The following is a 13,854-nucleotide window of genomic DNA, read 5'->3' as shown; positions in this document are numbered from 1 at the left end:
GCAGCCCGCTCTGTGTGATGTCCACGGAGGACGGACAATGGCGCCTGGTTGCTTGACAGAACACCGAGGTGCTCGACTCGTGACCGGCGGCGGATGTCCGCCCTGTGCGCTCAATCGCCACCTGCATCGGATGCATCCGCATCCCCGCCGGACGAAGCATCAAGGCCCGATGAATCGCCGTCGCTCGACGTCCCATCGACCAGGTCCGCCAACCAACCCCTGAAGGCGCTGATGCCGGCCATGCCGCCGAGCTGGAGGTCGACGGCCGTTGCAACAGAGGCCCTCCTGAATTCCCGGGCCTTACGGTGAAGGTAGACACCTGCCTCCACGGCTCCCAGGAGACTCAACGGGATTGCCAGCACGACCGCCGCTTGGAGCACCCACGACATGACCACCTCCCTCGCCGCACAGCATACCCACTCTCCGTGACGCTCTTGTAACAAGGAAGAGTCTGCTCCCCGGTTCGGTCAGGACATCACGCAGCGCAGCAACTCCGCCTTCGCCCGGTGCCACGGCTGGTGTCAAAGAGCCCGACGACGGCCTGTCCACCGGAATGGCTGCGCGAGGCCTCTCTGTCCGTGCGCTGCGGGCCGTCTCCAACCAGGCGAAGTATAGGACGGATAGGAGCCCTGTTGAGAGGTGGCGGCCTGGAGCGGAGGTGGCGAGGAGGGCCGCTGAGGGGGGCCGGCCCGAGCAGTGAGTCAGGCGGGTGGAGAAGCCGCGTTGCCCCTTGGGGTACACGCCGGCCCAGGCCGCCCTCCCATGAGGAGCGCGGCAGGGGCCTGACTCTGTTGGCGCTGGCGGCTTGAGCTTCAACACCACGAGGCGTGGAGGGGCCCGTGCGCCGGGGCCAGCCTCGCACCTGCCGTGGGCAGGCCCAGGTGCTCCAGAATCGCTCGCACCCCTCCCGCCTCGTTCACGTACGCCAGCACTCTCAAGCCTGCCTCCACACCTCACGCAGGCGAACACGTCGAAGTCGAACGTCCTCGTGAGCAACTCGGCGAAAGTCTACTCGCGGCGTCTTCTCCTTTATCGGCTCCTTGCTGGCCGCTGCCTGGGGCTCCACGCTCGCCTCCTCCGCTCCCGCTTGGGGGAGCAGGACTACGCCAACACCTCGCGGGGCCAGTACCGCCTGACGCGGCCGGACGCCTCCGACATGCTCCAGGCGGTGCAGGACTTCATGAGCAACTGCCCCCGCACGCCGTCCGACGTCTACATCAAGGACGACGTGACGGACTTCGGTACCGAGCCGAGCACGGCTGCGTCCATCTACATGAGCCCGGACATCAAGGTGTGCACCAGCGCCAACGGCTGCCCGAGCAGCGTCAACCCGGTGTTCGGCTCGGCCAACAACAACGTCTTCGTGACGCTGCGCAACAACGGCCCGAAGGTGGCCACCGGCCCCGTCGCCGGTTCGCTCTACGTCTACTACTCCGCCTCGGGCGGCGGCGCGCTCTGGCCGAACCACTGGACGCTGATCAACGTGGAGCACGGCCTCTACCTGAACCCGAACGAGATCCGCGAGGTGCGCCTTGGCTGGGCCAACGTCCCGGCGGCGGGCCACTACTGCCTGCTGGCGCGGTGGGTGTCGCAGGGCGATCCGATGGCCTACCCCGAGCTGATCGGCTCGAACACGCGGACCTGGGCGCCCGCCTCTTCAAGGGCTGGGTGGCGGGTGGCCGTCGCAGCACGGGCATCACCCTGGCCGGTGGAACCTCCGTGAGCGTGAGCCCGGATGGCGGCACCCTGCTGAACGTGGTGCTGGCGAAGGGCGCCTCGGAGAAGCTCGACGTGGCGTTCGCCATCAACGCGGGCGCCGCTCCTGGCCTGCAGCCGGTCCTCATCAAGCAGCTCAGCGGCGATGGGAAGACGGAGATCGGAGGCGTGCGCTGGGACATCAACGTGCTGTCCCTGGATGCTCCGGCAGTGGCGCCGAGCCTGTCGGCCACGCGCAACGCCCAGGGCCTGGTGGAGCTGGCCTGGACGCACACCGCCCACCACAAGCTCTACCGCGTGTGGCGCGTGGACCCGGCCGTTCCGACGGCGGCGGGCCAGATCATCGCGGAGATCAGCGGTGCGGGCGCACTTGAGACGACCGCCCTGCGCTTCGTCGACCGCGAGAGCGCGGGCCGCGCGTTCCAGTACGTCGTCGAGAGCCTCAGCGGCTCCGGCACCACGGCGTCCAGCGAGCAGGTGACTGCTGACGCGACAGGCAACTAGTCGCCCGCGCAGAGCCCCCACGCGGAGGCTCTCGTAGAGAAGGGGGACCGGGCCGTCGAGCCGGTCCCCCTGTCGTCTTTTCAGAAGCTCTGCCGCGTTGGCCGGCCGACACTCGGATGGGCCCCTCATCCAATTATCACTGCCCGTGTACGTCCCCATCTCACGCGAGGGCTTTCCAGTGGGAGATGGTGGAGTGCGTCGCATCGCTTGGGGGGTGCTGTGGGGTGTCGTGCTGGGGACGATGGGGGGCGTGCTCGTTCCGCAAGATCTCCAAGGACGCGGCTTCCGGTGCCATCGAGGCGCTGGGGGAGCCCGGCCAGGAAGAGGAGTTCCGGCGCAAGGTGAGCCGCCTGGCGGACCAGCTCGTGGACGACGCGCTCGAGAACCCGACGCCGGGCCCACGGGAGATCGGTCGTGAGACCGCAGGCGGAATGCTGGAGGGCGTCGAGGGTTACCTCGCCCAGGAAGGGCAAGGGGCGCGACTCGCCGAGGCGGGGGCGGGCTTCGCCCAGGAGTTGGTCCCCGTGTTGTCCGCGGAGCTGCGGCACATGGCGCCCACCAGCCGGCTCATCTTCGAGGAGAGCGGGCGGGGGCTCGTCGATGGCCTCTCCTCGCGCCGGGAGGAGATCGCCGCGCTCATGGGGGAGATCGCCGACGAGGTCGGACGTTCCATGGCCCGTGCCATGGCCGAGCAACTCCGGGCCGAGCTGCGGCAGCAACTGGTTGCGCCGTCGGATCCGGCCCTGACCCGGGCTGTCGAGGGCGTGGCCTACCGCGCGGCGGCCGCGGGCGTGAGAGGTGCCACGGACGAGCTGGGGCAGACGGTGCCCGCGTGCAAGGACGGCCCCTGCGCGCCCCAGGTCGTGTCGCAGCTCAGCCGGTCGGCGCTGGGCGGAGCGTTGGCGGCCATGGTGCCGGTCGTGCTCGTGGGGCTTGGAGCCTTCGTGGTGGGTGTGGTGGTGGCGGCCCTCGCCGCGCGGGCGCTGTCCCGGCGCCATGCCACCCGCCGGGCCTGAGCCTTCAAGTGCGGCAGCGTGGCACCGGGTATGCCAGGATGAGGGGCCATGGCGGAAGACTCCGAGCGCAATCCCTGGACGACCCTCTCCTCGGCGCTGAAGTACGAGAACCCGTGGATCCGCGTAACCGAGCACCAGGTGCTCAATCCCAAGGGCCGTCCGGGCATCTATGGGACCGTCCACTTCCGCAACCTGGCGGTCGGCGTGTTGCCGATCGACGCGGAGGGGTACACTTGGCTGGTGGGCCAGTACCGGTACCCACTGAACCAGTACAGCTGGGAGATTCCAGAGGGCGGCGGCAAGCTCGGTGAAGATCCTCTGCTGGCGGCGAAGCGCGAGCTGCAGGAAGAGGTGGGCCTCATCGCCGGCTCCTGGCAGGAGCTGATGAGGATGCATCTGTCCAACAGCGTCACCGATGAGCTGAGCATCTGCTACGTGGCCTGGTCCCTGTCGAAGACAGAGGCAGCGCCGGAGGAGACGGAGGAGTTGAAGGTGCGCCGTCTCCCTTTCTCCGAAGCCTTCGCCATGGTGGAGCGGGGAGAGATCACGGATTCGATCAGCGTCGCCGCCATCCTCAAGGTGCAGCTCATGATTCTCAGCGGGAAGGCCCCGGCGGGCCTGTGACTGGCAGTCCAGGAGGAGCCCTCATGAAGATCGGGATTATCGGTTCAGGGATGATTGGCGAGACGTCCGCGCGCCTCTTCGTCAAGGCAGGCCACGAGGTGGCCATCAGCAATTCGCGAGGCCCTGAGTCCTTGAAGGACCTGGTCCGGGAGCTTGGCCCGAAGGCACGCGCCATGAGCGTGGAAGATGCAGCGGCCTTTGGCGAGGTGGTGCTCGTCGCGGTGCCCCTCAAGGCTTATGACTCGCTGCCCCGCGCGCAGCTCTCCGGGAAGATCGTCATCGACGCGATGAACTACTACCCGCAGCGTGACGGACAGCTCGACTTCAAGGGAGGAGCCTCGACCGAGTTCGTCGCCCAGCACCTGCCGGGCGCGCGGGTGGTGAAGGCGTTGAACACGATGTACTTCAAACCGCTTGGCGAAGAGGGGAAGCCGGGCGCGCCGCTCGAGGATCGGTGGGTGCTGTTCGTCGCCGGGGACGACGCCGCGGCCAAGCAGACCGTCTCGGGGCTCATCGAACAGATCGGCTTCACGCCCGTGGACACAGGGACGCTGGCCACGGGTGGCAAGCGGCAACAGCCGGGAACGGCCCTCTACAACCGGTTGATGCGGCCCTCCGAGGCGCGCGAAGCGCTCTCGACGTTGTAAGGGGCCGTGGTGCTCGCCGAGGAGAGTGCCAGTCTCTCGGAGACGGCCATGTCCTGGCTCGCTTTCCCGGGGGCCTCCCCTGATCCACACCCCACGAATGCGCCCGCATGCTGAAAGTCTCCCTGGAAGTGCTTCCTCCGGGGAAATGCCTGGGGCCCATGGAATGGACGAAGAACAATCGCAGCCCATGGGAGGCATTCCAGAGCAGCCCGAAATGTCAGACTGAACGCGTAAAACCTCTTCCAGCTCGCAACGGGCACACCTCACGTTGTTGTCCTGGAAGGACGAACTCCATGCTGAAGCAGTGGAATCGCGTGATGAGGACGGATAGGAGCCCTGTTGAGAGGTGGCGGCCTGGAGCGGAGGTGGCGAGGAGGGCCGCTGAGGGGGGCCGGCCCGAGCAGTGAGCCAGGCGGGTGGAGAAGCCGCGTTACCCCTTGGGGTACACGCCGGCCCAGGCCGCCCACCCATGAGGTGCGCGGCAGGGGCCTGGCTCTGTTGGCGCTGGCGGCTTGAGCTTCAACACCACGAGGCGTGGAGGGGCCCGTGCGCCGGGGCCAGCCTCTATCGGCTCCTTGCTGGCCGCTGCCTGGGGCGCCACGCTCGCCTCCTCCGCTCCCGCTTGGGGGCAGGCTTGATTCAAAGTCCCACGGGAGAGGTCATCCCACCCGGGCCTACGGCTGAAGTATAGTCCCGCCTACAGGCGCCCACCGGAGGCGAGCAGCCGCGGGCAGATCGCGAGGGGGAGCGCCAGCACAGAGCCGGAGACGGGCCGGACAGGTCCGGGGAGAAGAAGGATGAGTGGGAAGAAAAACCGGGGCGGGAGGACTGGCGGGCCCTCCACACCCCAAGCGGGAAACGGGAAGGGGAAGAAGGACGAGCAGGAAACCCCCTCCCGCGTGCAGAGGATGATGGCGAGCCTGGGGCTGACATTCAAGGAGGTAAAGGACCCCCGGGCCCGCCGGGGACAGAGGCATCCGCTGGCGGCGATGTTGATGCTGCTGGTGCAGGCGCTGGCGGTGGGGCGGCGGGTGTTGAGGCATGCCGAGGCGCTGGGGGAGGACATGCTGCGCGAAGGCACGGCGCCCGAGGGGCTGAAGCGGCCGGTGTCCGACACGACGTTGGATAGGCTGCTGGGGAAGTTGGAGCCAGAGGGGTTGGAGCAGGAGGTGCACCAGATGGTGCACCGAGGCCTGGAAGTGGGGCTGATACGCCATGAGCTCTTCGCCCGGGGCGTCGTCAGCATTGACGGGAAGGCAGGGGAGAGCACGCCGGGGCAGCCGCCGTGCGAGCCGAGCCACACGACGAAGGATGAGCAGGGGCGGGAGTACTGGTACCCGTACGCGCTGCGCGCCAGTCTCACCAGCAGCGCGGCCCAGCCGGTGCTCGACCAGAAGTTGCTGGAAGGCAAGCAGGGAGAGGCGACGGCGTTCCCGGAGTTGTTCAAACGGGTGGTGGAGAAGTTCGGGCGGCATTTCGAGTACGTGACAGTGGACGCGGGAATGACGAGCGCGGCCAATGCGCGGGTGGTGAGGGAGGCGGGCAAGCACTACCTGATGGCGCTCAAGGAGAACTTCCACCGGCTACATGACAAGGCGTGGGTGGCGCTGGCGGTGGCGCCAGTGAAGGTGCGCACGCGCGAGCGGACGAGCGGGGAGTGGGTGGAGAGGGAGTTGAGGGTGGTGGACAAGCCGCCAGAGGAGGACTTTCCCGGCGCCCAGCAATGGGTATGGGTGAGGCAGACGCGAACCAGAGACGGCGAGCTGCCGAAGGTGGAGACGCGGCTGTTCCTCACCTCCATTCCCACAGGGCAACTGTCCCCGGAGCGGATGCTGACGTTGGTACGCCGGCACTGGGGGATTGAGAACGGGCCCAACTGGACAGCGGACGTGGTGCTGGAGGAGGACAGCGCCTCGCCCAGCCTGCGAGGCAATGCACCCCTGGTGCTCAGCTGGCTGCGTTTGCTGGCCTACAACCTGCTGGCCCTGGTGCGCACGCACCTGCCGACTCGCGACAAACGGCCCCAAAGCTTCGCACGCACCATGGAGGTGCTCTACCAGGGCCTGTTGGGTCTGGCCGTGCTGCCCGAGAGTCTGGCCACACTTGCCTGAGCGCCCGCCAGCTGCTCCCGCTCCGGCCTTCCCGCGCCTCTTCTCCCCTGGCTGTTCGGCCTGTGTACCTTCACTCCTGTCCTTCCACGGCGCCCCTCTTTCAGGCGCCGTCCGGAGGGATGCTCCCTCTTTGCCTGTGAATGTCTGGACTTGCTCTCCGCCTCTTCAAAACCTCTCCTACGGACTTTGGATCAATCCTGCCCGCTTGGGGGAGTTGATTCCTCAGAGTGTAACAAATCGAAGCTTTCTTGGAAATAACAGAAATTAGAGGATCTGTCGGTGCTATCCGGTGCGGCAGGCGAACGTTGCACGCCCAAGCATCACGGTGGCGGGCGTGGCGAGGTGCACTCGCCCGGAGCCTGTTCACAGGCATGCTCTCGTCCGTCGACTCAGAAGCGCTCGCGGACGAGTGCTTCGCTCTTCGCCCAGAGCGCTGCGGCCCGCTCCAGATCGAGCGCATAGGGACGGACCCCTTCACTGCTGGGATCGAGCGGGTCGAGGGTCACCCTCGTGGTGACATGGCAGTTTTCGCAGTAGCGGCCTCCCACCTCGTCCGCCTCGGCCACCACTCCAGCCCAGACCGAGGTCGCCGCGCCTTGGGGAATCGTCTTGAGTGCGAACGGTTGTTTGCCTTGAGCAGCGAGGTCCGCATTGGTTCGCTCGACGAAGGTCGATAGGGCGTCGTCGGGGAGGTGACGCCCGAGTTCGGTCTTGATGGCGCCCGGATGCACGGCGGTGGTGCGCACCCCGCGCTCGCGGAGGCGCCGATCGAGCTCCACCGCGAACAGGATGTTCGCAGTCTTAGAACGCCCGTAGGCGACGAACGGTTCGTAATGCGTGCGCTCGAAATGAGGATCGTCGAGGTCGACGTCAGCGTAGCGATGCCCCGAGGACGATAGCGACACCACCCTTGCGCCCGCCCGCAGCAAGGACGCGATCCGGTTGACGAGCACGAAATGCCCGAGATGGTTCGTGCCGAATTGCAGTTCGAACCCATCCTCGGTGAGTCCGAACGGACACGCCATCACACCGGCGTTGGCGATGACGACGTCGAACGGCTTCCCCTGCCTCAGCAAGTTGTTGGCGCAGCGGCGCACGCTCGCCAGCGAAGCGAGGTCCAACTCCACCAATTCAAGCCGTCCGGAGCCAGCACCTGCCGCTTGCGCCCCGCGGGTCGCTGCTTCCGCTTTCTCGAGGTTACGCGCGGCGCCCACGACGTGGGCGCCGTGGGCTACAAGCGCGCGCGCCGTCTCGATTCCGAGGCCGGCTGACACGCCCGTGACCAAGATGCGTTTGCCGCTGAGATCGCGGCCTTCGAGCACTTCGTCTGTGGTCGACGTCGCCCCAAACAACTGGGTCATCGTTGTCTCCTAGAGAGGAACGCTTGCATCGCCCGTGATTCGGAGGAGCTATCTGCTTGTTGGGACCCACCCCACACCGACGCGGAGAAGCGCGGCACACGCATCCCTCACGTTGGCCTTCATTGGTGTGGGGGTCCCACGCCGCACGTGTTCTTCCGCTGGCTCAGGACGCCTTGTACTCCGTCGCGACGTCCAGGACCCACGTAATGCCGAAGCGATCCTTGAGCATACCGTACAGCGGGGTCCATCCCGACGGCGCTAGGGGCTGCGCGATGGTCGCGCCAGCGGAGAGCTTCTCCCAGAGCGCGGAGATCTCGGCGGCTGAGTCGCCGCGGACCGAGACGAAGAACGGGTTCTTGCCTTGCTCCCAGGGCATCCGGGAGGGCACGTCGTAAGCCATCACGCGGAAGCCGTTCTTGGCGGCGACCTGGCCCCACATCACCTGATCGGCCTCCGACGGAGCCTGGACGTTGTGGGCGTCCTTGTAGGTGACGATGGTGAGGTCTCCGCCGAACACAGACTGGTAGAACTCCAGCGCCGCTCGGGCATCGCCACGGAAATTGAGGTGGTTGGTAACGCTGACGGTCATGACTTTCTCCTATGCAGGTTCAGGGTTTTGAGCGTTTCCGCACGCTCGGGCGATCTTTTGAGTCTGGTGGGACATCGGAGGGCTGATTTCGGAGGGCCGGCAGGACGACTCCGTCAACCATCGACACGAGGAAGGCCAGGTCCATCGGCTTGCGCTGGACCAAGGTGCGGTAGGCAGCCATCGACGGGATGAGCTGAGACAGCGTGCCGATGTCGGCGGACGCCGGGATCTCGCCGCGCGCGACAGCTCGCTGCATCAGCGCGAAATGCGCTTCGGCCCACGGTTGGACTACCGCGCTGTTTGCTGCCTCGGCGAGTGCCTGCTCTTGCGAGAGCAGAGAGGCGAGCCCCGTCATGATCTTGAGCTTGCGTTCGCTTTCTTCGAGCGGCTGCGGCTTGAACAAGCCGAGCAGGTCTCCGCGGAGCGTTCCCGTGCCGGGGAGATTCTCGAGATCGACCTGCTTGCGTTTCATGTGCGAGACAGCGTCGATGACCAGCTCGGTCTTCGACGTCCAACGGCGGTAGATGGTCGCCTTCCCGGCCCCGGCCCGCGCGGCCACCAAGTCCATCGTCAAGCCTGCAGCGCCCACCTCAGCGAGGACCTCGAGCGTGGCGTCGAGAATCTTGGCGTCGCGCGAGTGGTCTCGCTTGCGCCCTGGCTGTGCAGGCTCGACCTCGACGGACTCGTCATCGTTCTGAGTCATGCAGTCACCTCATCCTTGGTGCATATCGATACTAGCCAGTTTCGAAACTGTCAAGTTCCGAAACCGCTCGGTGTCGTTTTGTCGCCGAGGTGTCCTCAAGCCTGGCGTGAAGTTTCGCTCCAGCGTTCCCGGCTCCGTCACGGGCATCCGCTTCTACAAAGGCAGCTCGGCCAACGCGGGCACGCATGTCGGGAGCCTCTGGAGTCGCACCGGACAGAGGCTCGCCTCGGCGACGTTTACCAACGAGACGGCGACCGGGTGGCTGTTACCGCGCAGCTTAGATGGGGGAGAGCGGCCCGGAATCGGACCGACTGGATGATGGAAAGGGGGCCCGGGTCGTGGTGCGCCCCATCACCCAGCAGGTTCGGGTCAAGACATGACGGGTGAGGTAGTGCGCAAGCCCCAGGAGGGCGGGGCCTGTGCGGCAGGGAGTGCCGCTCCGAGGGCCCGGTTGGGGCGCGGAGAAAAAGGAGGCCCGTGACGTGTAGACAGCACGGCACGGGCCAGAGCTCCGCGCAGACAGTGGAGAAAGAGAAGCGGAGCAGCCGAGAAATCATCCGAGTGGCGCTGCCAGTCAAGACTTGGGAGCAGGAGCCACCGGACGTGGAGGCGGTGAGGCCGGGGAGGTGCCCGGGGTGTGGAGCGGCGAGCCGACCGGTGGGAGGGCGGGTGGTGCTGCACGGGCACGGCACGAGAAGCCGGCAGGTGTTGGGGCCCGAGGAGCCGGGAGGGACACCGAGACAGGTGGAGGTACAGGTGCGGCGCTACCGCTGTCAGGCGTGCGGGGCCACGTGCACGGTGGCGCCGTGGGAGGTGTGGACGCGCAGGCTGTACTCGCTGACGGCGATAGTGTGGACGCTGGCGTTGTGGGCTGTGGTGGGGCTTGGGCTGGCGGCGGTGCGTGAGCGCGTCAGCCTGTTGGCGTTCACGAGGAAGCGCGGGAGTTTGGACGAGCCGAGCGTCGCGGCCTGAAACTGGCGGGCAGAGGTAGGAGGAGGTAGCGCAGAGGGCCGGGACGAGGGCGCCAAAAAGAAGAGGGCCCGGAGCTGGTACCTCCGGACCCTCAGGCCGAATCACGGGGACGCGATGCGGGAGGAGCACGCTCGCACGAGGCCGTGAGCGAGTCGAATATCCAGGCGTCTCGAGCCTGGGGACGCGTGGACTCACCGCGGATGGCGCAGTGCGCGCTCGGCACCTGCCGGGCACTCTTCTACCTGTGCCGCCGGCACGACCGGGGCCAGCGCTACTGCTCGCGTGAGTGCAGCGAAAAGGCGCGGCGCCAGAGCCAGCGGGAGTCGGGGCGGCGCTACGCGCGCAGCTTCGCGAGCCGGTGGGCCGCGGCCAGGCGCCAGGCCCGGAGCCGAGAGCGGCGAGCACGGAAAGTCACGCATCAGGGTAGCCCGCCGCTGGAGGGCGCGGGCACCTTGGCGCCGCCGACGCCAGAGGTTGCCCTGGAGGCCACCACTTTTCGCGTCGGCCAGGAGCCGACTGATGCGGACAGACGGGAAGAGAAGGACACGGGGCGAGTGCCCGGTGCCGAGGCGGACGAGGGACGGGCTGGCGAGGGCGCTGTGGCGAGCGTGCGCGCCCCTGCCAGTGCCGGGAGCGGTGCACGCTGCGCGGTGTGCGGATGCCGTGCGGACTTCGTCCGTCATGGGCCGTGGGAGCCACGCCCCCGGCCCCGGGCCAGGAGGGCGCCATGGTGACTGAGGAGCAGCGCGCCCGCCTCCGCCGCCTCTACTTCGCCGAGCACTGGAAGGTGGGCACCATCGCCGCCGAGCTGGACTTGCGGCTGTCCACGCTGCCGGGTGAGCAGGCCCAGGTGGACTGGGCCCACTTCGGCCGGCTGCGCATTGGCGGGGCCGAGCGCCCCCTGTGCGCCTTCGTCCTGGTGCTCTCCAGGACGAAGCGCCCTCTACGCGCGCTTCGTCCTGGAGCAGTCCCTGGAGAGCTTCCTGCGCTGCCACACCCTGGCCTTCCAGGCGCTGGGCGGGGTGCCGCGCTCCCTGCTGTATGACAATTTGAAGAGCGTGGTGTTGGAGCGCGTGGGCGACCACATCCGCTTCCACCCCAAGCTGCTGGAATTCGCTGGCCACTACCACTTCGCTCCCAAGCCCTGCGCCCCCTACCGCGGCAACGAGAAGGGCAAGGTGGAGCGCTCCATCCACTACCTGCGCCACTCCTTCTTCGCCGCACGTACCTACTCCTCGCTGGATGACCTCAACTCCCAGCTGTCGCGCTGGATTGAGGACACCGCCCACGCACGCTGCCTCCCGGGGGACACCTCGCGCCGGGTGCACCAGGCCCTGGAGGAGGAGAGTCCCCGGCTGCTGGCACTGCCAGAGAATGCCTTCGGCTGCGACGTGGTGCGCACCCTCCACAGCGGCAAGCGGGGGAACAGGTGGAGCTTGCCCGTTGGCCACTGGCGCCCATCCCCGCGAATGGTGCCGGTGCCGTCGTGGTGGGCATCAAGGGGGAGCGCGCGCAGCTCGGCTGCCCCTGCACCCTCAAACTATGGGAAGCACAGGGGCCGCGCACCTTCACCCTCGGGAACGTCACCTTCCCCGAGGGGAAAGCGAAGGGGCCCTGAGCACGGCCAGCGCGAGCCGTGCCGAGCCGCAAGGGGTGGAGCGCCCGCCATTCTACGGCATGCGGTCCTTCGCTCCTCCGAGCAGTTCGAACGCGGCGTCCCATGTCTGAGAATCTGATTCAGCGCGCGGCGGAAGACGGTAGTGGGCGGGCAGGCCGTCCTCGTCCGGGGCCCTCGGATCGGCGCCCGCGTCGAGAAGCAGCTTAATCATGGGGAGGTCCAGCCGACGTGCCGCGTGTCCGAGCGCGGTGTATCCGGTCAGACCGCCCCAGTCGTTGATCGTCCGAGTCGCCCCCGCGCCTAAGAGAAGCGAGGCCATCCTCAGATTGCCCATCTGCGCGCACGTCCGCAGCGGCGTGACTCCTTCACTGCTGCACACGTTGGGGTCAGCCCCCGCCTTCACGAGCGCTTCGACTGCCGCCAGCTCGTTTTCGCAGGCCGCCACCAACAAGGGGGTCTTGTCTCGCTCGACGTCCCATGCGTTGACGTCCGCGCCGTGCTCAAGGAGCGCTAGGAGCACGTCGAGTTCGCCCCCATCGGAGAGTTCGTAGATGGCCACTTGCAGCGGACGCAACCCCGGCGGCTCCAGCTGCGGCTCGTTCGGATCGGCCCCCTCCGCCAGCAGCGCCTTGACCCGGGCCGTATCGTGCTGCTCGATCGCTGCGAAGAGTTCTTTCGACATGATTCACTGCTCCGCCATCGGATGACCAGGGGCACAATTCTTTGCTTCGAGTTTCTTGATATTCGCGATGCCCTGTTCGAATTGGATCATTGTTTTATCGTGTGCCTGATCAGGCTTGCCTCCAAAGCACTCCTTCTGAATCTCCCACCGCTTCTCCAGAACTTTCTTCATCGCTTCAAGACGCAGCCGGATCCTGGAGCACGGCACCTTATCCAGCCTTTTTTTGTTCGTCGAGTCGGGCGCCTTCGGATTGAAGGGGGGAATTGATGCGCTGAGCTTATCCTTCTCCGCCTGAAGCTCGTCGAGCCGGCTGTTCTTGCATGTCTGATCCGCGTGGCGGGGGACCCGGTCGTACTCCTCCACGCTGGTGTAGGGCTTACCCGTCGCCGGATTGGTCTTTTTCCACCAAGGGGTGGGAGCCGTGACCGCCGCAACCGGGTCCGAATCAACGTCCAGCACGACCTCCTCTGCTTCCTGACGCTCAAATTCCTCCATGAACCGCCGCGACTCCTCCGCCACCTCCCGCAGACGGGTCTCGTACTCCCCTTGAGCGTCGACCCACTCCGGGCGACGGTCGATGTCCGGCCCGGCGGTGCTGGAGGGGTAGAGCAGAACGAGGCCCACGAGCAACGGGCCCACCCGGGGGAGGAATTCAGCCAACGTCCTGGCGCGTCCCGCCTGCGCGACGCCCTCCGCCCCCCTCACCACCTCGGCGGCGTGCCCGCTCGCTTTCGCGGCGCGCGAGAAGCGCTCGAAGGCCCGTTCCGCTGCGGTGAGCTTGCGGTTCAACTATTCCCACTGACGCGGCTCGATGTCTTGGCGTGCCCGAGATAGCAGTGCCCTGGCCTTGTCCAGGTCCGGCTTTCCAATCCACGACCGTTCCGGTGTCGGCTCCATCGGCGTGGAAGCGAGCCGGATGCGCGGGCCCGAGGTGGGAGTCGACGCGAAGGCATGGGACCGTGGCATCGACTGCGGGGCGGGCGCGCTAGCGCAGGCTGAGGCCACGAGCAGAAGTACAAGGCAGGCTCGGAAACGCATGGGAAGGTCCTCCATTCGAGCTAGGACCTGGCGGGTCCTGGCGGGGCCGATCGGAGTATGACAGGGCGCCCCGACAGCTACGGATGAGCGCGCCGGGGGCACGGAAGGGGCCAGGGGGCCGCAGCCGCAACTCGGGCCAGGGCGAGCGCAAACGCAGCAGGCAGCCCATGCTCGGGGGCAGTGCAGGCTCTAGGAGCGTGTCGGGGAATCAGCCAGAGGGACAGTGGCGCATAGCAGGCGCCATATGGCGCCACAGGTCCAGAGGTCATGGGG

At 67.2% G+C, this 13,854-nt stretch carries 16 protein-coding genes; 10 read left to right on the top strand and 6 right to left on the bottom strand.

The window, feature by feature from the left end; genetic code table 11:
• Positions 1–110 precede the first annotated feature (110 nt).
• Entirely contained in the window at positions 111–389 is a 279-nt protein-coding gene (locus JQX13_RS46260; protein WP_203405784.1) for a hypothetical protein, read from the bottom strand.
• A gap of 599 nt (positions 390–988) precedes the next feature.
• Here JQX13_RS46260 and JQX13_RS46255 point away from each other — a divergent pair.
• The 6 genes from JQX13_RS46255 (at position 989) to JQX13_RS46230 (ending at position 6,618) form a co-directional block, all read left to right on the top strand.
• Entirely contained in the window at positions 989–1,723 is a 735-nt protein-coding gene (locus JQX13_RS46255) for a hypothetical protein (RefSeq protein ID WP_203412639.1), read from the top strand.
• Positions 1,720–2,220 carry a hypothetical protein gene (locus JQX13_RS46250; protein WP_203405783.1) on the top strand — a complete coding sequence of 167 codons (501 nt, stop codon included), beginning with the start codon at positions 1,720–1,722 and terminating at the stop codon, positions 2,218–2,220. Before JQX13_RS46255 ends, JQX13_RS46250 begins: the two co-directional genes overlap by 4 nt.
• A 224-nt stretch (positions 2,221–2,444) precedes the next feature.
• Positions 2,445–3,236 carry a hypothetical protein gene (locus JQX13_RS46245; RefSeq protein WP_203405782.1) on the top strand — a complete coding sequence of 264 codons (792 nt, stop codon included), beginning with the start codon at positions 2,445–2,447 and terminating at the stop codon, positions 3,234–3,236.
• A 48-nt stretch (positions 3,237–3,284) separates the two neighbouring features.
• Positions 3,285–3,860, top strand: coding sequence for an NUDIX domain-containing protein (locus tag JQX13_RS46240; protein ID WP_203405781.1), 576 nt, complete (start codon positions 3,285–3,287; stop codon positions 3,858–3,860).
• A 23-nt stretch (positions 3,861–3,883) separates the two neighbouring features.
• Positions 3,884–4,507: an NADPH-dependent F420 reductase gene (locus tag JQX13_RS46235; RefSeq protein WP_203405780.1), complete on the top strand. Its 624-nt coding sequence runs from the start codon at positions 3,884–3,886 to the stop codon at positions 4,505–4,507.
• A 797-nt stretch (positions 4,508–5,304) separates the two neighbouring features.
• Positions 5,305–6,618: an ISAs1 family transposase gene (locus JQX13_RS46230; RefSeq protein WP_203405779.1), complete on the top strand. Its 1,314-nt coding sequence runs from the start codon at positions 5,305–5,307 to the stop codon at positions 6,616–6,618.
• A 389-nt stretch (positions 6,619–7,007) separates the two neighbouring features.
• On the opposite strand, the gene JQX13_RS46225 is transcribed toward JQX13_RS46230, so the two are convergent.
• The 3 genes from JQX13_RS46225 to JQX13_RS46215 form a co-directional block, all read right to left on the bottom strand.
• Positions 7,008–7,979, bottom strand: coding sequence for an SDR family NAD(P)-dependent oxidoreductase (locus tag JQX13_RS46225; protein WP_203405778.1), 972 nt, complete (start codon positions 7,977–7,979; stop codon positions 7,008–7,010).
• A 163-nt stretch (positions 7,980–8,142) separates the two neighbouring features.
• Positions 8,143–8,568: a VOC family protein gene (locus JQX13_RS46220; protein WP_203405777.1), complete on the bottom strand. Its 426-nt coding sequence runs from the start codon at positions 8,566–8,568 to the stop codon at positions 8,143–8,145.
• 19 nt (positions 8,569–8,587) lie between these two features.
• A complete protein-coding gene (locus JQX13_RS46215) occupies positions 8,588–9,271 on the bottom strand; it encodes a TetR/AcrR family transcriptional regulator (protein ID WP_203405776.1) in 684 nt (227 codons plus the stop codon).
• Between JQX13_RS46215 and JQX13_RS56665 the strand changes: the two genes are divergently transcribed.
• The 4 genes from JQX13_RS56665 (at position 9,270) to JQX13_RS54945 (ending at position 11,861) form a co-directional block, all read left to right on the top strand.
• Positions 9,270–9,590, top strand: coding sequence for a DUF4082 domain-containing protein (locus JQX13_RS56665; RefSeq protein WP_430384124.1), 321 nt, complete (start codon positions 9,270–9,272; stop codon positions 9,588–9,590). The genes JQX13_RS46215 and JQX13_RS56665 overlap by 2 nt on opposite strands.
• Positions 9,591–9,748: 158 nt before the next feature.
• Positions 9,749–10,243 carry a transposase family protein gene (locus JQX13_RS46205; protein ID WP_203405774.1) on the top strand — a complete coding sequence of 165 codons (495 nt, stop codon included), beginning with the start codon at positions 9,749–9,751 and terminating at the stop codon, positions 10,241–10,243.
• 727 nt (positions 10,244–10,970) lie between these two features.
• Entirely contained in the window at positions 10,971–11,288 is a 318-nt protein-coding gene (locus JQX13_RS54950; protein ID WP_239014271.1) for a hypothetical protein, read from the top strand.
• 384 nt (positions 11,289–11,672) lie between these two features.
• Positions 11,673–11,861 (top strand): DUF2381 family protein, encoded by a 189-nt coding sequence (locus tag JQX13_RS54945; protein WP_239014270.1) that lies wholly within the window; start codon positions 11,673–11,675, stop codon positions 11,859–11,861.
• A gap of 52 nt (positions 11,862–11,913) precedes the next feature.
• Here JQX13_RS54945 and JQX13_RS46195 read toward each other — a convergent pair whose 3' ends face one another.
• On the bottom strand, positions 11,914–12,543 hold the full coding sequence (locus JQX13_RS46195) for an ankyrin repeat domain-containing protein (protein WP_203405772.1): 630 nt from the start codon (positions 12,541–12,543) through the stop codon (positions 11,914–11,916).
• Positions 12,544–12,546: 3 nt separating this feature from the next.
• A complete protein-coding gene (locus JQX13_RS46190; RefSeq protein WP_203405771.1) occupies positions 12,547–13,332 on the bottom strand; it encodes a hypothetical protein in 786 nt (261 codons plus the stop codon).
• Positions 13,333–13,854 lie beyond the last annotated feature (522 nt).

The sequence above is a fragment of the Archangium violaceum genome (genome assembly GCF_016859125.1).
Classification (GTDB): domain Bacteria; phylum Myxococcota; class Myxococcia; order Myxococcales; family Myxococcaceae; genus Archangium; species Archangium violaceum_A.
This window is presented reverse-complemented; position numbering and strand designations above follow the sequence as displayed.

Excerpts from the sequence above, each read along its gene's own strand:
- JQX13_RS46260 (WP_203405784.1), bottom strand. The coding sequence starts at position 389 with ATGTCGTGGGTGCTCCAAGCGGCGGTCGTGCTGGCAATCCCGTTGAGT.
- JQX13_RS46240 (WP_203405781.1), top strand. The coding sequence starts at position 3,285 with ATGGCGGAAGACTCCGAGCGCAATCCCTGGACGACCCTCTCCTCGGCG.
- JQX13_RS46235 (WP_203405780.1), top strand. The coding sequence starts at position 3,884 with ATGAAGATCGGGATTATCGGTTCAGGGATGATTGGCGAGACGTCCGCG.
- JQX13_RS46230 (WP_203405779.1), top strand. The coding sequence starts at position 5,305 with ATGAGTGGGAAGAAAAACCGGGGCGGGAGGACTGGCGGGCCCTCCACA.
- JQX13_RS46225 (WP_203405778.1), bottom strand. The coding sequence starts at position 7,979 with ATGACCCAGTTGTTTGGGGCGACGTCGACCACAGACGAAGTGCTCGAA.
- JQX13_RS46220 (WP_203405777.1), bottom strand. The coding sequence starts at position 8,568 with ATGACCGTCAGCGTTACCAACCACCTCAATTTCCGTGGCGATGCCCGA.
- JQX13_RS56665 (WP_430384124.1), top strand. The coding sequence starts at position 9,270 with ATGCAGTCACCTCATCCTTGGTGCATATCGATACTAGCCAGTTTCGAA.
- JQX13_RS46215 (WP_203405776.1), bottom strand. The coding sequence starts at position 9,271 with ATGACTCAGAACGATGACGAGTCCGTCGAGGTCGAGCCTGCACAGCCA.
- JQX13_RS54950 (WP_239014271.1), top strand. The coding sequence starts at position 10,971 with ATGGTGACTGAGGAGCAGCGCGCCCGCCTCCGCCGCCTCTACTTCGCC.
- JQX13_RS46195 (WP_203405772.1), bottom strand. The coding sequence starts at position 12,543 with ATGTCGAAAGAACTCTTCGCAGCGATCGAGCAGCACGATACGGCCCGG.